The sequence below is a fragment of the Phocaeicola barnesiae DSM 18169 = JCM 13652 genome (assembly GCF_000374585.1).
GTDB lineage: Bacteria > Bacteroidota > Bacteroidia > Bacteroidales > Bacteroidaceae > Phocaeicola > Phocaeicola barnesiae.
Genome location: NZ_KB894655.1, coordinates 34,635 through 58,194, shown reverse-complemented (window position 1 = coordinate 58,194; position 23,560 = coordinate 34,635). Strand labels below are relative to the sequence as shown.

The 23,560-nt window shown below is 47.3% G+C and carries 24 protein-coding genes and 2 tRNA genes; 6 read left to right on the top strand and 20 right to left on the bottom strand.

The window, feature by feature from the left end; genetic code table 11:
- Both C510_RS0112585 and C510_RS0112580 read right to left on the bottom strand, forming a co-directional pair.
- On the bottom strand, positions 1 to 1,233 hold the full coding sequence (locus tag C510_RS0112585) for a site-specific integrase (protein ID WP_018711697.1): 1,233 nt from the start codon (positions 1,231 to 1,233) through the stop codon (positions 1 to 3).
- 243 nt (positions 1,234 to 1,476) lie between these two features.
- Positions 1,477 to 1,549: transfer RNA gene (locus C510_RS0112580), tRNA-Phe, on the bottom strand.
- A gap of 192 nt (positions 1,550 to 1,741) precedes the next feature.
- Here C510_RS0112580 and C510_RS0112575 point away from each other — a divergent pair.
- Positions 1,742 to 1,814 (top strand) — tRNA-Pro (locus tag C510_RS0112575).
- A gap of 194 nt (positions 1,815 to 2,008) precedes the next feature.
- Here the strand turns inward: C510_RS0112575 and lacZ are convergent.
- From lacZ to C510_RS0112555, 4 genes are all read right to left on the bottom strand, one after another.
- On the bottom strand, positions 2,009 to 5,119 hold the full coding sequence (gene lacZ / locus C510_RS0112570) for a beta-galactosidase, LacZ type (protein WP_025892752.1): 3,111 nt from the start codon (positions 5,117 to 5,119) through the stop codon (positions 2,009 to 2,011).
- Between the two features lie 47 nt (positions 5,120 to 5,166).
- Positions 5,167 to 6,153, bottom strand: coding sequence for a lytic transglycosylase domain-containing protein (locus tag C510_RS0112565; protein ID WP_018711695.1), 987 nt, complete (start codon positions 6,151 to 6,153; stop codon positions 5,167 to 5,169).
- Positions 6,154 to 6,359: 206 nt separating this feature from the next.
- A complete protein-coding gene (locus C510_RS0112560; RefSeq protein ID WP_018711694.1) occupies positions 6,360 to 6,830 on the bottom strand; it encodes an amidohydrolase family protein in 471 nt (156 codons plus the stop codon).
- Complete coding sequence (locus C510_RS0112555) at positions 6,827 to 7,057, bottom strand: DUF2007-related protein (RefSeq protein WP_018711693.1); 231 nt, start codon at positions 7,055 to 7,057, stop codon at positions 6,827 to 6,829. Before C510_RS0112555 ends, C510_RS0112560 begins: the two co-directional genes overlap by 4 nt.
- Before the next feature lie 218 nt (positions 7,058 to 7,275).
- Here C510_RS0112555 and C510_RS0112550 point away from each other — a divergent pair, with 218 nt between their 5' ends.
- Both C510_RS0112550 and C510_RS0112545 read left to right on the top strand, forming a co-directional pair.
- Positions 7,276 to 8,523 (top strand): glutamate-5-semialdehyde dehydrogenase, encoded by a 1,248-nt coding sequence (locus tag C510_RS0112550; RefSeq protein WP_018711692.1) that lies wholly within the window; start codon positions 7,276 to 7,278, stop codon positions 8,521 to 8,523.
- Positions 8,524 to 8,619: 96 nt separating this feature from the next.
- The gene (locus C510_RS0112545; protein ID WP_018711691.1) at positions 8,620 to 9,582 is read left to right on the top strand and encodes a Rossmann-fold NAD(P)-binding domain-containing protein; all 963 of its coding nucleotides are present in this window, start codon (positions 8,620 to 8,622) and stop codon (positions 9,580 to 9,582) included.
- 111 nt (positions 9,583 to 9,693) lie between these two features.
- On the opposite strand, the gene C510_RS0112540 is transcribed toward C510_RS0112545, so the two are convergent.
- Genes C510_RS0112540 through C510_RS0112530 form a run of 3 tightly spaced genes read right to left on the bottom strand, consistent with a single transcriptional unit; the run spans position 9,694 to position 12,574 of the window.
- The gene (locus tag C510_RS0112540; RefSeq protein ID WP_026320222.1) at positions 9,694 to 10,590 is read right to left on the bottom strand and encodes a YncE family protein; all 897 of its coding nucleotides are present in this window, start codon (positions 10,588 to 10,590) and stop codon (positions 9,694 to 9,696) included.
- Positions 10,591 to 10,646: 56 nt separating this feature from the next.
- Complete coding sequence (locus C510_RS0112535; RefSeq protein ID WP_025892754.1) at positions 10,647 to 12,116, bottom strand: catalase; 1,470 nt, start codon at positions 12,114 to 12,116, stop codon at positions 10,647 to 10,649.
- A 29-nt stretch (positions 12,117 to 12,145) separates the two neighbouring features.
- Positions 12,146 to 12,574, bottom strand: coding sequence for a flavodoxin family protein (locus tag C510_RS0112530; protein WP_018711688.1), 429 nt, complete (start codon positions 12,572 to 12,574; stop codon positions 12,146 to 12,148).
- A gap of 153 nt (positions 12,575 to 12,727) precedes the next feature.
- On the opposite strand from C510_RS0112530, the gene C510_RS0112525 reads away from it, so the two are divergent.
- Positions 12,728 to 13,609 (top strand): LysR substrate-binding domain-containing protein, encoded by an 882-nt coding sequence (locus tag C510_RS0112525; RefSeq protein ID WP_018711687.1) that lies wholly within the window; start codon positions 12,728 to 12,730, stop codon positions 13,607 to 13,609.
- A gap of 105 nt (positions 13,610 to 13,714) precedes the next feature.
- Here C510_RS0112525 and C510_RS0112520 read toward each other — a convergent pair whose 3' ends face one another.
- From C510_RS0112520 to rpmH, 7 genes are all read right to left on the bottom strand, one after another.
- Entirely contained in the window at positions 13,715 to 14,113 is a 399-nt protein-coding gene (locus C510_RS0112520) for a rhodanese-like domain-containing protein (RefSeq protein WP_018711686.1), read from the bottom strand.
- 23 nt (positions 14,114 to 14,136) lie between these two features.
- Positions 14,137 to 14,793 carry a NigD1/NigD2 family lipoprotein gene (locus C510_RS0112515; protein WP_018711685.1) on the bottom strand — a complete coding sequence of 219 codons (657 nt, stop codon included), beginning with the start codon at positions 14,791 to 14,793 and terminating at the stop codon, positions 14,137 to 14,139.
- On the bottom strand, positions 14,790 to 15,944 hold the full coding sequence (locus C510_RS0112510; RefSeq protein WP_025892757.1) for a hypothetical protein: 1,155 nt from the start codon (positions 15,942 to 15,944) through the stop codon (positions 14,790 to 14,792). Before C510_RS0112510 ends, C510_RS0112515 begins: the two co-directional genes overlap by 4 nt.
- Before the next feature lie 179 nt (positions 15,945 to 16,123).
- Positions 16,124 to 17,098, bottom strand: a complete 975-nt coding sequence (locus C510_RS0112505; protein WP_018711683.1) for a D-alanine--D-alanine ligase — start codon at positions 17,096 to 17,098, stop codon at positions 16,124 to 16,126.
- A complete protein-coding gene (locus C510_RS0112500) occupies positions 17,095 to 18,168 on the bottom strand; it encodes an RluA family pseudouridine synthase (protein WP_018711682.1) in 1,074 nt (357 codons plus the stop codon). Before C510_RS0112500 ends, C510_RS0112505 begins: the two co-directional genes overlap by 4 nt.
- 23 nt (positions 18,169 to 18,191) lie before the next feature.
- On the bottom strand, positions 18,192 to 18,839 hold the full coding sequence (locus tag C510_RS0112495) for a PASTA domain-containing protein (RefSeq protein ID WP_018711681.1): 648 nt from the start codon (positions 18,837 to 18,839) through the stop codon (positions 18,192 to 18,194).
- Positions 18,840 to 19,020: 181 nt separating this feature from the next.
- Positions 19,021 to 19,182, bottom strand: coding sequence for a 50S ribosomal protein L34 (rpmH, locus tag C510_RS17190; RefSeq protein ID WP_022130338.1), 162 nt, complete (start codon positions 19,180 to 19,182; stop codon positions 19,021 to 19,023).
- Positions 19,183 to 19,373: 191 nt separating this feature from the next.
- On the opposite strand from rpmH, the gene efp reads away from it, so the two are divergent.
- Positions 19,374 to 19,940: an elongation factor P gene (gene efp, locus C510_RS0112485; RefSeq protein WP_018711679.1), complete on the top strand. Its 567-nt coding sequence runs from the start codon at positions 19,374 to 19,376 to the stop codon at positions 19,938 to 19,940.
- 72 nt (positions 19,941 to 20,012) lie between these two features.
- Here efp and C510_RS0112480 read toward each other — a convergent pair whose 3' ends face one another.
- From C510_RS0112480 to C510_RS0112465, 4 genes are read right to left on the bottom strand one after another with little or no spacing between them, the layout of a single operon-like run.
- Positions 20,013 to 20,897: a hypothetical protein gene (locus C510_RS0112480; protein WP_022340645.1), complete on the bottom strand. Its 885-nt coding sequence runs from the start codon at positions 20,895 to 20,897 to the stop codon at positions 20,013 to 20,015.
- Positions 20,898 to 20,923: 26 nt separating this feature from the next.
- Complete coding sequence (locus C510_RS0112475; protein WP_022340644.1) at positions 20,924 to 21,373, bottom strand: DUF6108 family protein; 450 nt, start codon at positions 21,371 to 21,373, stop codon at positions 20,924 to 20,926.
- Positions 21,370 to 21,846, bottom strand: coding sequence for a hypothetical protein (locus tag C510_RS0112470; RefSeq protein WP_018711676.1), 477 nt, complete (start codon positions 21,844 to 21,846; stop codon positions 21,370 to 21,372). Before C510_RS0112470 ends, C510_RS0112475 begins: the two co-directional genes overlap by 4 nt.
- Complete coding sequence (locus C510_RS0112465) at positions 21,843 to 22,349, bottom strand: RNA polymerase sigma factor (RefSeq protein WP_018711675.1); 507 nt, start codon at positions 22,347 to 22,349, stop codon at positions 21,843 to 21,845. Before C510_RS0112465 ends, C510_RS0112470 begins: the two co-directional genes overlap by 4 nt.
- Positions 22,350 to 22,553: 204 nt before the next feature.
- On the opposite strand from C510_RS0112465, the gene C510_RS0112460 reads away from it, so the two are divergent.
- Complete coding sequence (locus C510_RS0112460; protein ID WP_018711674.1) at positions 22,554 to 23,543, top strand: glycosyltransferase family 2 protein; 990 nt, start codon at positions 22,554 to 22,556, stop codon at positions 23,541 to 23,543.
- The last annotated feature ends 17 nt before the right edge of the window (positions 23,544 to 23,560 follow it).

Below are 23,560 nucleotides of genomic sequence, written 5' to 3'. Positions count from 1 at the left end.
TTACATCGCATTAGAAAGTACATTTCGTACATTGGTCATATCACGCAGAATGGAACTATCCAGCACACGCGCATAGTGTTGTGTCATTTTTATATTGGAGTGACCGAGCATCTTTGCCACATTCTCGATACTCACACCGTTGGCGAGGCAGACCGAGGTTGCATACGAGTGCCGCGCAACATGAGTGGTTAAATTCTTCTTTATCAGGCATAAATCAGCTATCTCTTTCAAATAGCTGTTCATCTTCTGGTTGCAGGGAACAGGCAGCAATACCTTTTTCTTTTGGCACATCGGATGGTCGGCATACTTGCGGAGAATTTCCAAAGGAATGTCAAGCAAAGGGATGTTGCACATATTCTTCGTCTTTTGCCGTGGCTTGCGAATCCACAGGTTGCCGTTTGCATCTTCTACAATATGTTCGGGTGCCAGTTGCTGCACATCAATGAACGCCAACCCCGTCATTGCTGCAAAGATGAAGACATCACGCACGATTCGGATGCGCTCCAACGGAAAGTCCTTGTGGTAGATGGTGAGCAGTTCATCCATTGTCAGAAACTCGCGGATAACCTCTTTCTCATGAAACTTGATGCCCACGAAAGGGTCTTTGCTTATCCATTCGTTTGCCAAAGCGAGATTGGTTATCTTTTTCAGGCACTTCATGTAACGGATAACGGTGTTCTGCTGGCAGGACTTTTCCGTTTTGAGGTAGAACTCAAAGGCACGAACCAACTCCCCGTTGACTTCCGTTAGTGGCAAATCCTCTTTCCCATGCTTCTTTTTGATAAGTTCTGCGAGATAGCGTTTGCAGCTTTCATAACGGCGAACAGTAATCAGCGCATAGTCTTTCCCCACGAGAGCACGACATTGGTCGTTATGTTCCTGTATGGTGCCGATGAGCGTGCGGACTTCTTCCGGCTCCTTGTCTTGTCCGAAGAACTTTTCCTGCAACAGTCGGGCGGTGATGGGCTGTCGCTGTTCCTCCAATTCATTAAAGATTTGGTGGAGCTTGATTTTCGCATTTTCGATATAGGCGTTCAGGTCGCATGCCTTGCGGCTTTTTCCACGGACACATTCCTTCGCCTGATTCCACGATGCTGGGTCAATGCTCTTGCGGATGTTGGTTTCCACTCGCGCACCATTCACGGTAATGCGCATACAAACGGAAGCTTCTCCGTTTTTCAGCAGTTTGGCTTTCTTGATGAAGAAAAGCACATTGAACGAGTTTCTTTTCATTTTCCTACAATTTTTAGTTGGACAAAAGTAGGAAACCATCCACGTTTTCTTGATACGCAAAACATTGCAAATCAGCGAAAAAGAATCCTGTTCGGTGGAGAATTTCGCTCCGCCTTTTCCGCTCCACCTTTTGGAACACCGGAAGCGGTCATATTCCGCACTTTTTTGCGTCCTGCGGGAAAACAAAAACTCCCGATTTCGTTTGGAAATCAGGAGTTTACTACTAATTGCTTTTCTTCAAAGTGGTGCCACCAGGAATCGAACCGGGGACACAAGGATTTTCAGTCCTTTGCTCTACCAACTGAGCTATGGCACCAATTTGTTGTTTTCTGCAACCGTTGTTTCTCGTTTGCGGTTGCAAAGGTATATAAAGTTTTTGAATAGCCAAAGGATTCTTGGGAAAAACTATAAAAAATAATTTTTTTCGAAAAAAAGTCTGATAAGTTTTGGTAGTTCGGAAATTATGCCTACCTTTGCATCGCAATCAGGAAATAACTGATATGACAATCGGAATGTAGCGCAGTTGGTAGCGCACTACGTTCGGGACGTAGGGGTCGGGCGTTCGAGTCGCCTCATTCCGACAGAAGGCGACAAGCAGTGAAAATTGCTTGTCGCTTTTGTTTTATTATCTTTGTAACTTGCTGATATTCTAGCATCAACGTATAAACCTGAGGGATTTATTATTTAGACTCAACGTGAGGTATAATGTAAAAAAGCTCCTTCCTGATGTTTCACAGAAAGGAGCTTTTAGAGAAAATAGTGGTTTTCCTTTGACTTATTCGATTGTCATGCTATTGCTGATAGGAGTCATGATGAATGTAAATTCGTAATCGCCATAAGGCAGCATATAAGCTTGTTCCGGCAGAGCTCCCCAGCTGTTTACGCAGCCTAATCCCATTTGTGCTTTATCAATCAGGACATTCGTCAGGTCCGCTTCTTCCACTTCGTTGGAATGACTCTGTTTTTTGTCCATACCATCATCCAAAGACGCGATTGTATAGTGAAGTGCAGAGGCTGAGAAAGGTGCATCGGCAACGAACATCAACCCTTTGCCAGTGGCATTGGTCTGTTTCCACCAGCGGATGTCAGTCTTGTTTCCGTTTTCCTGTGGACGGATGTACGGATAGAACTGTTCGCTGACAGACTGATTATAGATACCCAAATCGGTACAGTGGTTACGGTCGCTGTAGTTTTCTACCGGGCCACGTCCGTAGTAGCTGATGTTTTCGAATGATTTCGGCATTACTAATTGCATTCCGAAGCGGAACATGTTGGCAACCTTGGCGTTCTTGTCGGCAATCAACTTTTGAGTGACCTTCACAGCACCTGCATTATTAATGACATAGGTCAGATTCAATTGAGCGGATACGCCTGGCATGTCATAAGTAGCTGTAACGACTTGCTGTTGGTTGCTTTCTTCGTGTTTGAGTGAAGTCAGCTTCATTTCCGGGTTCTTCCAGGCTGCGTATCTCTTTTGCAAGCCTGCACCGAAGTCATTGTCTGTCGGGGCGCGCCAGAAGTTCGGAGTCAGTGCTTCACCTTCCTTTATCATGCTTAATCCGTTTACATCGTAACGACTGATGAAACCGGTCTGTTTGTTGAACTCTACGTTGAAACCGTTTCCGGAGATGACCAGATAATTGTAGTTGTCGTCATTGGCTGTTGGGGTAGCAATGGCTTGATTGCTTTCAGCCTGATTCTCCAGATTCATGTCTTTTGCCTTGTATGGATTGACTACCAACTGGTTCTTGGCTACTACATGTCCGGCAGGAATGACACCTTCGCGGTTCTTCTGAATGAATTTTACGTTCAGTAACCACTCTGCACATTGACAGGTCTTTCCTAAATCCAGGGTGAGGGTAGCTGTCTGTTGTGGAGCTACCTTTACATCTTCCACCCGTCCGCTACGCATGACTTTACCGTTCTTCAGCAATTCCCATTCCAAAGCGTATGCCGACAGGTCGCGGAAGAAGTTTTCGTTGTATACATTGATTTCACCTTTGGACAAGTCTTTGGCGGTTGTCCAGATATTCTGGTAGAAGTAACCTACTTCGTACATGTGCGGATTGGGTACACGGTCCGGGCTGATAAGACCGTTGTCGCAGAAGTTGTTGTCACTGGCATCGAAGCGGTTGAAATCGCCGCCGTAGGCATAAATCATCTTACCGTTCTTGCCTGTCCAACGGCAGGATTGGTCTACGAAATCCCAGATGAATCCTCCCTGATATTTCGGATACTTGCGGATGATGTCCCAATATTCCTTGAAACCACCTTCAGAGTTACCCATTGCATGAGCGTACTCACATTGGATGAGAGGAAGCTGTTTGCTGTCATCCTTGCAGTATTCGATACATCCGTTGTAATCATAGTACATCGGGCAGAAGATGTCTGTTTTCCCGGTCTGTCCGGCCTGTTCGTACTGTACGGCACGGCTAGGGTCTTCGGCCTTGATCCAGTCATAAGCTGCTTCGAAGTTAGGACCATATCCGGCTTCGTTACCCAATGACCAAAAGATGATGCTCGGATGGTTGAAACCGCGTTGTACGTTCCGTTGGTTACGTTCCAGGTGAGCTTTCTTGTAAGATGGATTTTTTGCCAGAGTCTCTTCCTGATAGCCCATTCCGTGAGATTCGATGTTGGCTTCGGCTACCACATAGATGCCATATTTGTCGCACAGCTCATACCAGAAGTTATCATCCGGATAATGGCAGGTGCGTACGGCGTTAAGGTTGAACTGTTTCATGATCTGGATATCCTGAATCATGCGTTCACGTGACACTACATAACCGCCGTCCGGATCCATTTCGTGGCGGTCGGCACCTTTGAAAAGAACCGGTTGGCCATTTACCAGAATCTGTGCGTTCTTCAGCTCAATTTTACGGAATCCGACCTTTACCGGAACTACTTCTGTAGCTTTCCCTCCTTGTTTCAGGGTAGCGTACAGGGTGTAGAGATATGGAGTCTCGGCTGACCATTTTTGAGGATTTTCTACCTCAAGGGTTGTGTTGACTTTGCCGTTCCCTTGAATCTCAGTAGAAGCTATAGACTGATTGCTGGCATCACGCAGCTCTAGTGTCACTGTGCTTTTGCCTTTCAGGTTCAGTTCGATGTCCAAAGAGCCGTTCTTGTATTGTCCGTCCAGGTCCGGAGTGACGCGGATGTCGTCGATGCGGGTTTTGTTGCGTGTATAGAGGTAACAGTCACGGGCTACACCGGTATAGCGGAAGAAATCCTGATCTTCCAAGTAACTGCCATCGCACCACCGGAACACCTGGAAAGCAATCAGATTCTGCTGGCCCGGTTTCAGATACGGAGTCAGGTCGAATTCAGCTTCCAGCTTGCTGTCTTCGCTGTAGCCTACAAATTTGCCGTTTACCCACAGATACATGTTTGAACTTACCGCGCCGAAATGTGCGATGATGTCTTTTCCTTTCCAGTCAGCAGGTACCATTATTTCGCGGCGATAGGAACCTACGTGGTTGTTGACAGTAGGAACGTACGGCGGATTGTTCTTGTATTGGTTTCTCCAGGCATATCCTACATTGACATAAATCGGGTCGCCATAACCGTTCAGTTCCCATACGGCCGGAACCTGCAGGTTGTCCCAACCTTTGTCGTTGAAGCCGGTTTTCCAGAAGTCTGTCGGACGTGCATCGGCGTCTTTTACCCAGAAGAACTTCCAGGTACCGTTCAGACTCATGAAGTTCTGCGATTCTTCCTTGACTGCTTTGCCGGCAGCATCCGCATTCTCGTATGCGAAGAAATTAGTGTGCATCGGTGCACGGTTTACAGCATTGATTCCCGGGTCTTGCCATTCCTTGAAAGTCTGTGCATAGCTTGGCGTCAATGCCGCGCCAAGCAACCCTACTACTAATAGTTTTTTCATAGTCGATGAAACATAGAGGTTTATTGTAATAAATGATTGTTGTCTGTTCATTGGGTTACCCAGTTCGGGTCATGTGGCATGATGACTCTGGGGTTGTAGACCATTCCTTCCTTATCAGGTATTTTCAATGTGTATTTCTTATTTCCATGACAGGGTAGGGAGGTAGAACGTATCCAGGGATTCAGGTTACGCAACAAAGCATAATTGATGTTCTGGCTTTTGGCGAAACGAGGAAGGTCATCGATGGATTCTGTCACCGTGATTGTCCGGTATGGAATCGGGGGATAAAGATCGGATGCCTTCAGATAGAATCCGAATTTCTGGGGGGCAGTAAGCAGGAGCTTGGCTGCCAGGATACGGTATGTATAACGGGCCGTTTCTTCCACCAGTTGCAGATCAAGGGCATTATCAACATACTGTTTCTCCAGCTGTTGAGATATCCGGCCTTGTCCGGCATTGTAGGAAGCGGCTACTGTTTCCCAATTATGGAAACGGTTGTAAGCCTGTTTCAGGTACTTGCAGGCTGCCTGGGTAGATTTTTCTATGTGGTAACGTTCGTCTACATGATTGCCTACCTCCAGGTCGAAATCGCGGGCAGTACCCGGCATCAGCTGCCAAAGGCCTGCAGCACCGGCTACCGAGCGTGCCAACGGATTGACATTACTTTCAATGGCCATCAGGTATTTGAAGTCATCTGGTATCCCGTTGGCTTGTAGGATAGGTTCAATAATGGGGAAGTATCGGTTGGCCCGTTTGATAATCTGTAGGGATGTGCTGTGCATGTATCGGAATGCCAACAGTTCTCTGTCCATGCGCTCCCGACGGTCGAAGCGGGTCAGGTCAATCGTTGTACCGCAGAACTCCATGCTTGACGGAATATCGATACAGCTATAGTCGAATTCAGAATCTCCGGTAGGTTGGTTGTCATCGGAACGGATGGACTGGGAGGTCAGACTTATCAGAATGACTGTTCCTAATAGAAGTAGCAGACCTTTTCCGATAGCTTTTTTAAAGAAGTATGAATAATTTGCCATGTGTATTAGGTTTAAAATTGTCCGAAGATACGAATATTTAAACGAATGTGCGAATTATTGCCTGTATTTTAAAGAATCTTTGAAATCTCTTGTCCTGGATTTCCGGCTTATTGATGCGGTGTCGTTTGTGCCGATAAAAAGAAAACCGTTGTAACAGCGTGTATATTACGGCTGTTATAACGGTCGGTATGGACAGACCGGTAAAATCAGTCTTCCAGTTTGAAGCTTTTCAGAATTGTTTCCGGAACAGTGTCTCCTTTTTGTTTGTAAAGGATGGAAACATAGAATCCGCAGCTGTTATCTTTGGACAGGAGGTAACTGTACAGACAGGCTTCTCCTTCACAGTTCCCTTCAATTTGGGCTCCGTAGAATTGCGGGGTTTCGAACGACTGGACAGCAGACTGGTCGCTGACCTGGTCATCGTTGGCGATGTTTTTCAATTCATCACCCAGTTCGTTCCGCTTGAAACCTTCGCCGTCCAACAGCTGGACAGTGATGTAATAAGTATCGTTACTGACGATGTATCCTTCTTCCGAATCGTCTTCTACGGTGATGTCTGACGGAGCCCGGAACGAAACTCCGTACGACGACCATGTGGTGTCCTTTAACTCCTGAGCGGTAAGGGTAGATAATGAAAGCAGGCAGGCTGCTACAGCTACGGGAATTCTGGTTTTCATACACTTCTTCTTGCTACTACTTCTTTGGCATAAACTTCCTCCTCCTTATTCACCAGAACAAGGACATTGCCTCCCATGTTGGCATAAGGAGAAGTGACTGCCGACAGTGTTTCGTCCTTAATCATGGATTCTACTCCGGCTGATTCCAACAGGCCTTTAATCAATTCGGCTTCCCAAAGATTGCCTCGGAAAACTTCTACTAATGATTCGAATACGTTTTCTTCCATAGTCTGTGATGTTAAAGGTGAATAAATCGGGTTGACTATCTCTTGGTTTGTTATTTCAAAGATAACAATTTTTTCGGATAAATTGTTAGTTGGATGACGAAATTTATACAATCTCAGCCCTTCTCACGAACAAATTTCATTATTTTACGCTTATCCCTATATAGAATATCACTGATTTTCCTACTTTTGCATGAAAGTATAATCTAATATGCAAGAAAATGAATCTGAATGAAACTTTTCAGGCTGTACGGCTTGCTTCACGTAAGTTGGCTCTGACAGATGAGCAGACAGTGAACAACATCTTATTGGCTGTAGCCGATGAGGCTCTGCTCCGTACCGATGAGATTCTGGAGGCCAATCTGGCAGATTTGGAACGGATGGACCCTTCGAATCCGAAATATGACCGCTTGAAACTGACGAAGGAACGTTTGGCTGGTATCGCCCAGGATATGCGGAACGTAGCTTCTTTACCTTCTCCGCTCGGACGGGTACTCGATGACAGGGTACGTCCCAACGGGCTGCATCTCCGGAAAATCAGTGTCCCGTTCGGAGTTATCGGTATCATTTATGAGGCGCGTCCGAATGTGAGCTTCGATGTCTTTTCGCTTTGCCTGAAGAGTGGCAGCGCTTGCATCTTGAAAGGAGGAAGTGATGCTGATTCTTCCAACCGTGCGATAGTCCGGATTATTCATGATGTACTGGACCGTTTCGGTATGGACCCGCATGTAGTGGAACTGCTTCCTGCCGACCGTGAAGCTACAACGGCTCTTCTGCATGCTGAGGGGTATGTAGATTTGGTCATTCCCCGGGGAAGCAGTGGGCTGATTAATTATGTTCGGAAAGAAGCGACCATCCCGGTGATTGAAACGGGGGCCGGAATCTGTCATACGTATTTCGATGCTTCGGGCGACCTGGATAAGGGTAAAGCCATTGTGAATAATGCCAAGACACGTCGGGTCAGTGTCTGCAACGCTCTCGATTGCCTGTTGATACATGCTTCCCGCCTGTCGGACTTGGCCGCGCTTTGTGCGCCCTTGGCTTCCAGTCGGGTCATTCTTTATGCCGATGAGGCTGCTTATCAGGCTTTGGAAGGTCATTATCCGTCCGAGTTGCTTGCTCCAGCTACAGCCGAAAGTTTCGGAACAGAATTTCTGGACTATAAGATGGCTGTCAAGACAGTTGCCAATCTGGAAGAGGCCATAACACATATTTACCGCTACAGTTCGAAGCACAGTGAGTGTATCGTTACAGAGGATGAAGCGGCTGCGACTTATTTCTGCCGTGCGGTCGATGCGGCCTGTGTCTATACCAATGCGCCAACTTCGTTTACAGACGGTGCACAGTTCGGTTTGGGAGCCGAAATAGGTATCAGTACCCAGAAACTGCATGCCCGTGGTCCGATGGGACTGCAGGAGATCACTACTTACAAATGGTTGATAGAAGGGAATGGGCAAATCCGTCCGTAACCGGTAAGTTTATGCAAGAAGCCCTTTGATTTTTCTTCAATCTTGTATTTTTATGTTATATTTGCGCGTCGAAACAAATTAATATACATATAACCTATGAAAACTTATACCAATGTATTCGACCTGGGCGACTTGAAAACAGCTTTGGCCGAAGCCTTTGAGATTAAAAAAGACCGTTATAAATACGAGAATCTCGGTAAGCACAAGACTTGTTTGCTGATTTTCTTCAACAATAGTTTGCGTACCCGTCTGAGTACACAGAAAGCAGCCCGTAACCTGGGTATGGATGTCATTGTATTGGATGTGAACCAGGGTGCCTGGAAGCTGGAGACCGAACGTGGCGTAATCATGGACGGTGATAAGAGTGAACATTTGCTGGAGGCTATTCCGGTAATGGCGTCATATTGTGACATTATCGGTGTCCGTTCGTTTGCCCGTTTCGAGAGCCGTGAAGACGATTATACCGAGAAGATTCTGAATCAGTTCATCCAGTACTCCGGTAAACCGGTATTCTCAATGGAAGCGGCTACCTGCCATCCGCTGCAGGCATTCGCCGATTTGATTACAATCGAAGAATATAAGAAGAAAGAACGTCCGAAAGTTGTTCTGACATGGGCTCCTCATCCGCGTGCACTGCCTCAGGCTGTTCCGAACTCCTTTGCCGACTTTATGAATGAAGCCGATGTGGACTTTGTCATCACTCATCCGGAAGGTTATGAGCTGGACCCGAAATTCGTGCGTGGAGCTAAAGTGGAATATAATCAGATGAAAGCCTTCGAAGGAGCCGATTTCATCTATGCCAAGAACTGGGCTTGTCCGGGTGTGACAAATCCGGCCGATTACGGAAAGATTCTGAATAAAGATATGAGCTGGACAGTTGATGCGGCACACATGGCTGTTACGAACAACGCATTCTTTATGCACTGTCTGCCGGTTCGACGGAATATGATTGTTACGGACGATGTGATTGAAGCGCCGACTTCGTTGGTAATTCCGGAAGCCGCTAACCGTGAAATCTCGGCTACAGTCGTATTGAAACGTATGTTGCAAAGTCTGTAAGTTATCGTTTTAAGAGAATAGAACAGGCAAGGCAGAATCTCCTTGGATAATTTCCTTGGTGATTCTGCCTTTTCTTGTTTAACACAAAAAAGGATGTTCGGTTCTGTCCGTTTATTGTTCCTTGACCATCACTACCCGGCTATTGGGAAGGTCTGGTATATAAATCCGATGATTGGCAACCGTTATGTCGGCAGGACCCATCAGGGCTTTGTCCAGTTGGATAGACACAGGAACCGTCTTTCCGGTTTTCAGGTCGATCTTGCTCAATCCGGCAGGCGACCAGTTGGTGATGTAGAGCGAGGCCTTGTCGGTAGAGAATGCAATGCCGTCGTATTGCCCCGGAATTTCAATCACTTTCTCCGATTGGGGTTGTGCCAGATTTGTCACCCGATAGATGGTATGTTTGTCTTGAGTATTTCCATCGGCCGGATAGGATGCTACATACAGTTGGTTGTTGTCGGCCAGCAATCCGTTGGGTCCCGGGATAGTCAACCATTCTACAGGCTGTCCTGCTTTCCGTACATCGCTGATGTCGATGCTGAAAATCTTGTCAGTGTTGGTTACGGAGGCATATAGGGTATTCCCTATAGCAGCCAGGTCATTGACAAACAGATGTCCTTCCGGGAAAGACAGAATCTGAGGAGCAGCTTCCAGGCGGTTCAAATCATAAACCACAATCTTGTTCACGTCGCAGACAAACAGGTGGCTTTCACGGATGAACATGCCTTTAGGCGCTGACAGATTGCCGTCGGCGGTGATGAAGGGTTGGAGTTTACCTTCTTTATTGTAATGAAGGATATATCCTTTCCCTTCTGTATTTAATGGGTTCAGTTCTTGTGTTCCGAAGTTTGCAATCAGAATACCGCCTTCGTAAGGATATGTACTTTCGCAGAAGCGGAGTCCGTTTTCGATAATCTGTACTTGTTGGCCTGTCGGTTTTTGGGCTTGTGCCAATGATGTAGACGATAGCCCGATAAGGGCTGCATAGATGCAAATAATTTTCTTCATGTTGAGTGTAATTGGGTAAAAGATGCCGGATGTCCTCATCCGGCACCGGTTATAAATCATTCGTTCGAATGGATTACTTTGTTCCAGTCAATGTGGAGAGCCCGGGCTACTCCTTTTCCATAGTTCTCGTCGGCCTTCATACAGTTCCGGATGTGCCGGAGCTTGATTTCTTCCGGAATATCTCCCATGGAGCGGGCCGTATTTTCAAAGAGAACCTGCTGCTGTTCCGGTGACATCAGTCGGAACAGGTCGCCTGCCTGTGAGTAATAGTCGGCATCGTCTTCGCGGAAATCCCACTGATAGGCTGCGCCGTCCAGCTCCAGAGGCGGTTCTTTGTATTCGGTCTGGTGTTGCCATTCTCCGTAGCTGTTCGGCTCGTATGCCAGTGTAGAGCCGTGGTTTCCGTCTACCCGCATCTGTCCGTCACGATGATACATGTTCAGGAACGGACAACGGCTTCGGTTTACAGGAATCTGATAATGGTTGACTCCCAGACGGTAGCGTTGTGCATCACCGTAAGAGAAGAGTCGGCCTTGTAGCATACGGTCTGGCGAGAAGCCGATTCCCGGAACTACATTCGCCGGATTGAAGGCAGCCTGCTCTACATCTGCGAAGTAGTTTTCCGGATTCCGGTTCAGTTCCAGCACACCGACTTCCATCAGCGGATACTGTTTCTGCGACCAGACTTTGGTCAGGTCGAACGGGTTGAACGGACAGTTCTTGGCTTCTTCTTCCGTCATGAGCTGTATATACATGGTCCATCGTGGGAAATCACCGCGTTCGATGCTTTCGTACAGGTCGCGCTGGTGGCTTTCACGGTCTTTGGCAATGATGGCTTCCGCTTCCTGGTCGGTCAGGTTCTTGATTCCCTGCTGGGTATGCAGGTGGAATTTTACCCAGGTACGTTTCCCTTCGGCGTTGATGAACGAGAAGGTGTGGCTTCCGTAGCCGTGCATGTGGCGGTAGGAGGCCGGAATTCCCCGGTCACTCATCGTAATGGTAACCTGATGCAAGGCTTCCGGCAGCAGTGTCCAGAAATCCCAGTTGTTGCGGGCACTGCGCATGTTCGTTCTTGGGTCGCGTTTCACGGCATGGTTCAAATCCGGGAATTTAAGCGGGTCGCGGAGGAAGAAGACCGGTGTATTGTTGCCCACCAGGTCCCAGTTCCCTTCATCGGTATAGAATTTGATGGCGAATCCGCGGATATCGCGTTCCGCATCGGCAGCACCACGTTCACCTGCCACCGTCGAGAAGCGGACAAACACTTCCGTTTCTTTCCCTATTTGCGAGAAGATAGAAGCTTTGGTGTAGGGAGTGATATCGTGTGTTACCGTAAATTTGCCGAAGGCTCCCGAACCTTTGGCGTGCATGCGTCGTTCGGGGATTACTTCGCGGTCGAAATGTGCCAGTTTCTCTAGAAACCATACATCCTGCAAGAGCATCGGACCTCTTTTCCCTGCTGTCGCAACATTGTGATTGTCGGCGACGGGTGCGCCTGAAGCGCTGGTAAGTTTCTTGTTTTCCATCATAAGCTGTATGTTTAGAGTGAATATTATCAGGCCGGAACGGCTATCAGCCGGTCTAATGTCCTTTTATCTTCCGGAGTGAGCAGGCCGTTTTTCGATTTCAGGAAAGGTACGGATGCAGCGGTCGGAATCCGCATCACTTTCTTCATGAAATACAGCATGCTTCCGGTCCGGAACCGGTAAGTGGTGAAGAACAGGGTACGATGATGCGGAATTTTTTCGGAAAGCTCCTTACTGGATTTTCTCCATTGTTTATGAGGATGCTGGCCGATGATGAACCAGCCGCATGTCCAGCAGCCGGAAATCAGAAAATCTGAACCGGACAATTTCTCCGCGTTGAAGTCAGAGATGGAACTGAGACTGACATCCAGTCCTTTGCTCCATAAGTACATGGCTATTTCCCGGGCAAGAAATGCTGTCTTTCCTTTGTGACTGTAATACAAAACCGTTGCTTTCATGTCGTTTCCCTTTCTTCTGCCGGTAGCGGTATCTGACCGGACATTTTGTTTGTTATGTTATTTTGTAACAAATGTAATCCCGTAAAGAATATTTCTCTATATTTGTAAAAATCATTTTTTCGATAAGGAATATAGGTAAAACCGATAACGGATATGGAATTACGGCAATTGAAGTATTTTAAGGCTGCCTGTGAGCTGCAGAACTTTTCGGAGGCTGCGCGGGCATTGTATATTTCGCAGAGTACCTTGTCTCAGCAGATCAAACAGTTGGAGGATGAACTGGAGGTGCTGCTTTTCGACCGTATCGGTAAACGTATTGTTCCTACGGAGGCTGGGCTTGCCTTTTTGCCGTATGCCAATAAGGCTTTGCAGGACGCAGAAGACGGCAAGCAGATTCTGCGGGACTTGAAGGGGATAAAGATAGGTAACCTTCATGTGGGGGTGACTTATAGCATGGGGCCGGTGTTGGTTTCTGCGCTGGAGCCTTTTACGAAGGTTTATCCCAATATACGCTTGCGGATTACGTTCGGTACATCCGAGGAGCTGTTGCATCTGCTGGAAAATAACGGATTGGATATCCTGCTTTCTTTCCAGCCTGAAGGAATCTGCGACGGATTTGAGCGCGTACCTCTTTTTCAGTCGAGGCTTTATTTTATTGTACACGAGTCTCATCCGCTTTCTACTCTTTCTTCCATCACATTGAAACGGTTATCGGAGACTCCGCTTATTCTGCCGGAACGTGGGTTCGCCACTCGGAAAAAAATAGAGGAATTATGCCTGAAGCATCAGTTGACATTTACGGTGGGGATGGAGATTAATGATGTGCATACTATTCTGCATATCTTAAAGGGAGGTTATTGGGCTACAGTCCTGACACAGGCGGCTGTTTCGAATGAAGCCGGTCTGGTACAGATACCGATACTGTGTGCCGATAGGCTGACTTCGCAGGGATATCTTTTCTGGCCGCAGGGTACATACCGGAAGAAGGCTGCTGTTGCATTTGCCGCTTTTCTTCTGGAGGCAGGCCGGAAGTGAGGAAAAAATGAACGGACGTTTTCATACAAACGAACGGACATTTCAAGTAAAACGTGCGCATGTTTCACTTGAAATGTCCGTTCGTTTTTGGGCGTTGTTAATGTCTTATTTCTCAATGGGTTTGTCCAACTCTTTCCAGTTCTCGAATCCTTTGTCCAGATTGACTACGTGAAACCCTTTTTTGGTCAGGATACGGGCGGCATTCCGGCTGCGTCGGCCGCTTTTGCAATATACGGCTACAGAATGGTTCTTGTCCAGCAGTTCGTCTACGTTGGCAGCAAACTGTTCGTCCAGTACATTGATGTTGAGGCTGCCTGGGATGTGTCCTTCCGTATATTCGGCAACGGTCCGCACATCGACCAGCTGGATAGAGTCTTTCTGAAGGTAATCTTCAAATTCGTCGGCAGACAGATTCTTGAACTTGTCTTGTTGCTTGGGTGTGCAGGCCATCAGTCCGATGAGAGCGATACACACGAAAAACATGAAATATAAGGTTTTAATCATAAGTTGTTTCAATGGGTTATGGATTAGGGTATCATAAATTCTCGGGTGGTTTCTCCTTCTTGATAAGTCCGTATGTGCAGGATTATCCGGTCGCCGGTACCTAACTTGTCACCGTATTCCCAAAGCGGTATCGAAAGATAGGTCTTTCGGGTAAATGCCTCGTAGTCGCCGTTCTGGTCATGATAGAGGGTCAGTTCCAGCTGGTTGCCTCCTTCAGTACGCTGGGTCAGACCGTTTTCCACAAAGTGATAGATGTGGCTCTTGTCTTTGGCCATCGGAAGCAGTACCATGTTCAGGTACCTCCCTGACAACCAGATGCTCTGGATGTCCAACGGGTCTGTCCGTACTCCGTCCGTAAAGGCGGAAGCCGGTTTCGGAAGCATGGACAGAACCTTTTGGGCGGAATAGAGCTGCACCGTTTTCCCCTGTGTATCGGTCACCTGGTAAACACACAAGGCACGGTAAATGGAATCAGGAGTCAGCCCTTCCAGTCCTTCCCGTTCCAATACCCGGTATTTGTCTCCTTTATCTGTGAGCAGGTAGGTCAATGTACCTTTATCATTCGTCTGCGCTTCTGCCAGTTCAGTCAGTACATCCGGATAGACATAATCGTCTTCTTGGCAGCTTCCGCATAAAAGCAGGAGAATTGTCAAGAAAGTATAGGCAAGTAACCGGTTCATTCTTCCGTCGCTTTCCGGTGGTTGATGACTGGGTTGGCATACATGGTCAGTATCCGGTTGCGCAAGAACGCTTCGTCCTTGTCCGGTAGCTGAATCAAGGCCAGTTTCTGCTGCAGGTAAGTCTCGAAACGCTCCTTGTCGGCAGCTGTATACTTGTCGGCATAGCGGTTGTTTCCTTCCAGTTCATCGCAGGCGATATAGTTTCCTGGGTATAACCGGTAGTTGGCATGGATTCTCCGGTCTATCAGTTGGGCGATGCGAGTGAATATTTCGGTTTTCGGCAGGTTCCGCAGCTGTTCCAGTTCTTCGTTGATGCAGGCGGTCACGTGGAAATGAACGTGTCCTTTGTAACCGAAGATACCCGTCTGCATGTTCCGAAGGTCGTCTTCCTGGCTCTTCTTGAATTCCGGAATGTCCCGCTTCTGCTGCATTTCCTGTGCTTTCAGGAAATCGCACGGGTCGTATTCATAAGAGATTGATACCGGGGCGATGTTCAGTTCTTTCAACCGGTCGATGATGTGTCCGCCGCCTCCCATGGCGAGCATTTTCAGGACACTTTCCTGGGTGCGGTCGTCCGAATCCTTTGCACGTCCTTCGCGCTGTGCAATCCAAACGTTCTCTTTCTTTTCTGTGATGGCGAAATGGATGTAGCGTGACATGCGGGCAGACGATTCCAGCATCTGACGCATGCTGAGGGTACGCTGTACGATGAAGGATTTGTTGATCCGTACCAGTTTCTTGATCCAGGGATAAATGAGCAGGTTATCGCCGATGGCAATTTCTACTGTCGTGGGAAAACTGTTGTCCAGCAGGCCTACGGAAAGGAAGCCCGGGTCGAGTACAATATCGCGATGGTTTGAAATGAATGTATGGGAAGCCTGTTTGTCCGGTATGGCGGAAGCGTCCAGGTCGAATCCGTCGCTGTGCTTGTCTATGATTCCGTGCAGTAAGGAATAGAAGATATTTTTCTGGACATCCAGGTTGGTCTTACACTGACGGAGTGTGGCGAATATCTTTTCCAAAGGGATATTCGGCAGAACGGAAGAGACTACGGCCTGGAAGGCGGGATCTGCTATCAGTTCCTCGAAAATCTGTGGAAGTTCTTCGGGTTCGTATGGACGGATTTCATCAAATTCAGCAGGTATATTCATAGGAATCTTATTTTTGCTTAGTTTGTCCAAATATAGAAACTTTTTTCTGATGTTGCAAGGAGTGCCCGTAAAAGTGCTTCCTTATCCGGATACTCCTTATCGGATAAAAAAAACGCAGAGCCGTAGGAAAGGATTTCCAAGGCTCTGCGCCTGTTACCGTTGACGCGGTAATCTGTTTATCAGAAGTGACTCTCGATGATGTCGGTCATGACGTCTTTGATGTCCAGACCGGCAGCTTTTACCTGTTGCGGAATGAAGCTGGTAGCTGTCATTCCCGGAGTCGTATTGATTTCCAGCATGTTGATTTTCTCGCCTTCGGTGATGATGTAATCTACCCGGATGATACCCCGGCAGCCCAGGATGTCATAGATGGCCGAAGTGAGTTTCTGTACCCGGTCGGTCAGTTCCGGGCTGAGGCGGGCCGGAGTGATTTCGGTTACTTCGCCTTTATACTTCGCATTGTAATCGAAGAACTCGTTCTGGCTGACCACTTCGGTTATCGGGAAGACCACTGATTTCTCTGCAGTCTTGTAACAGCCGTTTGCCAGTTCGATACCGTCCATGAAAGCTTCAATCATGACGTCGTCCGATTCCTGGAAAGCGGCTTCGAGTGCCGGCTGTATCTGTTCGCGGGTCTTTACCTTGGTCACTCCGAAGCTGGAACCGCTGGCGTTGGGCTTGATGAAGCAGGGCAGACCTATTTTCTCTACCACATCTTCGTCGCTGATGCCGTGACGTTTGTTGACCAGCATGGATTCCGCTACACGGATGCCGAATCCTTTCAGGTACTGGTTCAGGGTGAACTTGCTGAAGGTCATGGCCGATACCAGTACATCGCAGGTAGAATAGGGGATACCCAGCAGTTCGAAATACCCTTGCAGGATACCGTTTTCACCCGGAGTCCCATGGATGGTGATGTATGCGAAATCGGGGATAATCTTGTTCCCGTTGTCCTGGAAACTGAAATCGTTCTTGTCTACCGGTGTACGTGTTCCGTCCGGCAAAAGAGCCTCCCAATATTTCTTGGTCAGTTCTACGATGTAGAGGTTGTATTTTTCCTTGTCGATGAACGAGTAGATACCCTCTGCACTTTTCATGGAGACTTCGTGTTCCGAAGAGTCTCCTCCTGCTATGATAGCAATGGTACGTTTCATAATTCTTCTCTGTTACTGATATATGTTCTCCATTTCTCCAGCAGGCAGGTCATGTCTTCGGGCAGTTCGGAAGTGAAGAACATCTCTTCTCCGGTGCGTGGATGCACGAAGCCCAACGTCTTGGCGTGAAGCGCTTGTCGGGGACAAATGTCGAAACAGTTGTTTACAAATTGTTTGTATTTACTAAAATGCGTTCCTTTCAATATTTCATGGCCGCCGTACCGTTCGTCGTTGAACAGGGTGTGGCCGATGTATTTCATGTGTACGCGTATCTGGTGGGTACGTCCGGTTTCGAGTACACATTTTACCAAGGTAACATAGCCCAGACGTTCCAGCACCTGATAATGTGTTACGGCGTGTTTCCCTTGGGTAGGGTCGGACATGACTGCCATCTGCATCCGGTCTTTCGGGTTTCGTCCGATGTTTCCGGTGACGGTGCCTTCATCCTCGTCGATGATGCCCCATACCAGGGCGTTGTATTCCCGTTTGGTAGTCTTGTTATAGAACTGCAGGCCCAGGCTGGTTTTGGCGTCGGGGGTTTTGGCTACCACCAGTAGTCCGGAAGTATCCTTGTCGATACGGTGCACCAGTCCTACCTGCGGGTCGTTGGGGTTGTAGGTCGGTACGTCGCGCAGGTGCCAGGCGATGGCGTTCACCAAGGTTCCGTGGTAATTGCCGCATCCCGGGTGTACGACCAGTCCGGCAGGCTTGTTGATGACCATCAAATCCTCGTCTTCGTATACTATATTCAGTGGAATATCTTCCGGAATGATGTCATTCTCGTAACGCGGACGGTCCATCATGACGGTCAGTACATCCTGCGGCTTGACTTTGTAGCTGCTCTTTACCGGTTTCCCGTTGGCCATGACAAATCCTGCATCCGCTGCCTGTTGGATGCGGTTGCGTGAGGAATTGACAAGTCTTTCAAACAGGTATTTGTCGATGCGTACCGGTGACTGTCCTTTGTCTACCACTACCCGGAAATGTTCGTACAGGGTAGCAGGGTCGTTCAAAGGTTCGATGTCTTCCAGGATGTCGTTCTCCAGTTCTTCGATGTATTCTTCTGCCATATTACTGCGCTCAGTGGGTGAAGTTAAAACCATGAATCGTCTACCTGAGGTTCATCATCCGAGGTGCCCAAGTCTATATCCAGGTTGAGTGAATCCGTACTCAGTGAATCTCTGATGGCCGTATTTCCTACAGAAAGGGTCAGCAAGGCCTCGTAAGGCACTTTGTCACCGGCTCTCAGACTTCTTCCACGGTACTTGATACCATATACCCAGTCCTGTTCGCCTGATACGTATTCCGGTTCGGTCAGTTTGAAACCGATGGCTTTCAGTTTGGCTTCAGCCTGTCGGAGTGAACTGTTGTCTATCAGGTCTGGTATCTTTACCAGCGGTACGTCGTTTGTAGTGATGGTCAGGTAGACAGTACGCCCTTCCTTGACGCGTGAACCTGCGGCTGGTGTCTGTTCCAGAATGATACCTGAAGGCATTCCTTTTACATAAGAAGAATCGATGACGATTCCTTTCAGTTTCTGGGTCGTCAGTGCCTGTTCTGCTTCGGGCAGTGTCTGGTTCTTCACGTTAGGAACCAGGTATGACTGGTTGTGATGCGTATAATTGTCCAGCCAGAAGAGAGTTCCGACGATGATTGCAGTAATCACTACCACCATGGCGATGAGGTTCAGCCAGAAGAAGCGGTTGTTCTTGAATGAAAAAAAGTCTTTCAGTGTAACCATATTATATATTATGATGTATCGGTATAATATTCGGGGCAAAGATACAATTTTTAATCCGAACACAGCTATATCGTGCCTTAGAGTTTTTGCGTAGCCGGCCGGCCGATAAAGAAGAAAAAGCCGTAAAATGCTCTCTCAGCATTCTACGGCTTTTCTTGAATCTTTTCCTTCAAGCACGGTTTTAAGCTTTCACTCCGTTGTACTCGTCAGAGATTGTCAGTTTTTTACGACCTTTGGCACGACGTGCAGCCAATACTCGGCGACCGTTAGCGGTAGCCATTCTTTCACGGAAACCGTGTTTGTTTCTTCTCTTTCTGTTAGAGGGTTGGAATGTTCTTTTCATTTTCGTATATACTATTTATGTTATTATTCCATGCGTTCGGGCTGCAAAATTAGTGACTTTTTTTAAATAAACCAAGCGCTAAATCATTTTTAGACAAATCTTTTTGCGTTTTTTCCCGATTTAGATTAATTTTGCATCCGGTTTTCAAGGGAACAAATCCATAAAATAACATAAATAAAAGTATTCAACTTATGATTAACGCTCAAGACATTAAAATCGGAACTGCTATCCGTATGGACGGTAAGCTGTATTTCTGTATCGACTTTCTGCATGTAAAACCGGGTAAAGGTAACACATTCATGCGTACAAAACTGAAAGATGTTGTAGACGGTTACGTGTTGGAACGTCGTTTTAATATCGGTGAGAAATTGGAAGATGTACGTGTAGAACGTCGTCCTTACCAGTATTTATATAAGGAAGGTGATGACTATATCTTCATGAACCAGGAAACTTACGAACAGGTACCTATCGCTCATGACTTGATTGAAGGTGTTGACTTCCTGAAAGAAGAAATGGTTATCGATGTAGTTTCTGACGCTTCTACAGAAACTATCCTGTTCGCTGAATTGCCGGTAAAGGTTCAGTTGAAAGTTACTTACACAGAACCGGGTCTGAAGGGTGATACAGCTACCAACGCTACGAAACCTGCTACTGTAGAAACAGGTGCTACTGTACGTGTTCCGTTGTTCATCAACCAGGATGAAATCATCGAAGTAGATACTCGTGACGGTTCTTACGTAGGTCGTGTGAAAGCATAATCCTAGATACATCCAATAAAAAAGACAGCCATCCTTGCCCCAAAGTAAGGATGGCTGTCTTTTTAATATCTCTTAGAACAGGATGATTCCGGCAGAAAGAGCCGAGAATTTAGGACCGTATGAGGTGTCGAGGATATTGCAGGGGCTGTATTTTACGTAGATACCTACAGCCTTACAGCTTATTGACGCCTGGAAATCGACTGTTACGGGAGTCTGGTGGATGTTGTTGTCGGTCAACTTGACCTTCTCATCCCCTAGGTTATAACGGGTCTTTAGACTGGCATGGGTGTTGAAGTTGACGATGGCTCCCAGGCTGAAGCCGAGTTTATTTTCGAATTCATGGCTAAACATCAGTGGAACCGACCAGCTGAATACTTTGATGCGCGAGAACTCGATGTCTGCTCCTTCCGGATAGCTGCCCAGGACAATTTCGCTCCCTTCTTTGATGAAACGGTTCTTCCCGGTCATCCGGTAGTTCCGCCAGCTGCAGGCTAGTCCGATGGAGAACGAAGTGTTTGAATGCCAGGGATAATAGGCCCATCCCAGTGACGGTGTGGTGATTTCCCAGGATGAGGCCATATTGGCATCAAGCTGGGCAGGGGCGTTCATGACTTTTGACAGTCCGAGTTTGAAGTCTTTTATTACGAATTCGTTCTGTTTGTATCGGCTGGATTTTTTTTGCTTGCGGAAAGGTATGTTGAAATCCCAATTGCTGTTTCTTTCTTTGGTGACTACAGGCTCTGAAGAGGAGATGTTTACCTGGCGGGTATAACGGAATTCCGGATTCCCTTTTTCTCCTTCAATGTCGATAGTCAGCTGATTGTCCGACTGTGTGAGTGTTACCCGGTTGGGTGCTTCAATTTGTACTGTGTTTGTGACTGTCAGTGAATCTGTTTGTGCGGCATACATCCCGGTTGTAGCCAAAAAGGCTGTTGCCAGTAAAATCATTCTTTTCATATCGTGAAGTTTTGATTGTTTGTCATTCATTGAAACATTTGTTTGAGCTCTTCCAAGGTTACTTTACCCTCCATATATACCAGGGTAGCTTCCGGCTGTTTTTCGGAACCAGGTTTTGCGGCCGTATTCCGGTAAAACAAGTAACGGAAAGTATCGTTCTGAGCCGGGAAACAGTAGAAGCCGTAGTATAGACGGTTGCTGATGGTTCCTACTTCCTTGTCTACTGCATGGACGGCATCTTTTCTGACCAAGGCCTCCATCTTTTCGAAGACCTCGGGGGCATTGCTGATTGTAAGGCTCCGGAACAGTGTCAGATGATATTTTTTCAGTTCCTTCCCTTTAATGAGGACTTCTACGGCCCGATGGTCTTTTTTGAACCGGCCATCGAAGAGTTCTTCCACATGCATTCCCTGTTGGGCTGCTAGCGGAAGTGCGAGAAGAAGAAGTATTCCTGATAGGATTGTTTGTCGTATCATAAGTGTGGGGTATCGGTTATGGTTAAAGTATCGTTTTCTTCCAGTGTCTGGAAAATGTCTGAAAGCTGCTCTTGAAGAATCGTTTCCTCCTGCGGCTCTTGCCGTACTTTTTCGATGGATTTCAGGGCTTCTGTCAGTACGGTTTCCGTATCGGTACAGCGCTCTCCGTAGATGTAGGCTACACAGACATTTCTGTTTTGGGCCAGTTGCCAGACGGTGGTTGTCAGTAATAGACCGATGACAGCGGCAGCCGCAGCATACCGGAAGGCGGAAGATTTCCGTTTCCGATGGTACATCCGTCCGGTAGCCAGGTAACCCATGACTGCCCGGATTTCATCGAACTCTCTGTCCTGTGAGGCAGGAGTAGTCAGGAAGTAAGCCAACTCTTGTTCCTCAGCAGGACTCGTCTCCGCTTCGAAATAGCGTGCAGCCAAATCTTTCCATTGTTGCAGTGTTCGTTCGTCTTGTTTCATCGTTCCATTTGTTTTAAGTAACATTCTCTGATTTCTTTTCTGGCCCTTGATAGTTGCATGCGAACCGCCGGAGGTTGCATGCCTAGTTTGGCGGCTATTTCGTCATATTCCTTTCCTTCGTACTCCTTCATGTGCAGAATCTGTCGTTGAAGGGGTGTCAGTCTTTGTTCGATGATACGTTCTACAGCCTTGAAGCGTTCTTCCCTTTCCAGGGTGTCTGTTGCCGATTCGGCGACGGCATCGTCTCTGCCTTCGTCCAGTTCAACGGTATGCAGGTGGCTCTTTTTCCTCAATGTATCGATGCACAGGTTCTTTACAGTTACAATGGTCAGAGCCTCTGCTTCTTCCGGGGTGTCTATCCGGTCGGCATGTTTCCATAGCCGGAAGAAGGCTTCCTGTAGGGTATCATCCGCATCCTCCTGGTTGGAAAGAAACCGCATGGCCAGCCTGAAGAAGCTTTTTCTCAGTTCGGTAAAAGTGGATGTCAGTGTCTCTTTGCTCATGTTTTGTTGTGGATGGTACTGTTTGTTTTCAGAAAGGTAAACGTAAAGCTATATCATTTGTAACAGAAAAATAAGAAAAAAATGTTTTTTTAGGCAGTTGGCCGGAGTCTTATCCCGGATATTTCCGGTAATTAATCTTCCCGTCAGTCGGTAGGTAAAAAAGAAAGGTGTATCTTTGTGTTTATAAAACAGAAACATCCGCTTATGAAATATTCTTTGATTATTCCTGTCTATAACCGTCCGAATGAGGTGGACGAACTGTTGCAGAGTTTGCTCGACCAGCGTTTCAAAGATTTTGAGGTGATTGTTGTAGAAGACGGTTCATCCGTACCGTGTACAGCGGTCATTGAGAAATATGCCCGGCTTCTGCCTGTCCGTTATTTCACGAAACCGAACTCCGGACCGGGGCAGACCCGTAATTACGGAGCGGAACGGAGTAACGGGGAATATCTGATAGTCCTGGATTCGGATTGTATCTTGCCGCCGGGTTATCTGGAGGCTGTAGAAGAAGAACTGAACCGGGAACCGGCCGATGCTTTCGGTGGTCCTGACCGGGCTCATGAATCTTTCTCCGATGTCCAGAAGGCCATTAATTATGCCATGACTTCGTTTTTTACTACCGGCGGTATCCGGGGAGGGAAAAAGAAGATGGACAAGTTTTACCCACGGAGTTTCAACATGGGTATCAAGGCTGATGTGTACCGGGCTTTGGGTGGCTTCTCAAAAATGCGTTTCGGCGAAGATATCGATTTCAGTATCCGTATCTTTAAAGGGGGATACCGGTGCCGGCTGTTCCCGGGAGCTTGGGTTTGGCATAAACGCCGGACGGATCTGAAGAAATTCTTTAAGCAAGTACATAATTCGGGAATTGCCCGTATCAATCTTTACAAGAAATATCCCGAGTCGTTGAAGTTGGTACACATGCTTCCGGCTGTGTTTACTGTCGGTGTAATGCTGGTCCTGTTGGCTTCGTTGGCCTGTCCCTGGAGCCTGTTATTGTTGGCTGCCTTTGCGTTAATCATCTTATTGGCTGCTACGGTTCAGAATAAGAGTCTGAAAATCGGGATAATTTCGGTTGCGGCAGCGTTTATTCAATTGACAGGATACGGTACAGGCTTTCTGCGTGCCTGGTGGAAACGCTGTGTGCTGGGAAAAGATGAATTTTCTGCTTTTGAGAAGAATTTCTATAAATAAGTAGGAGTCCGGTCTGC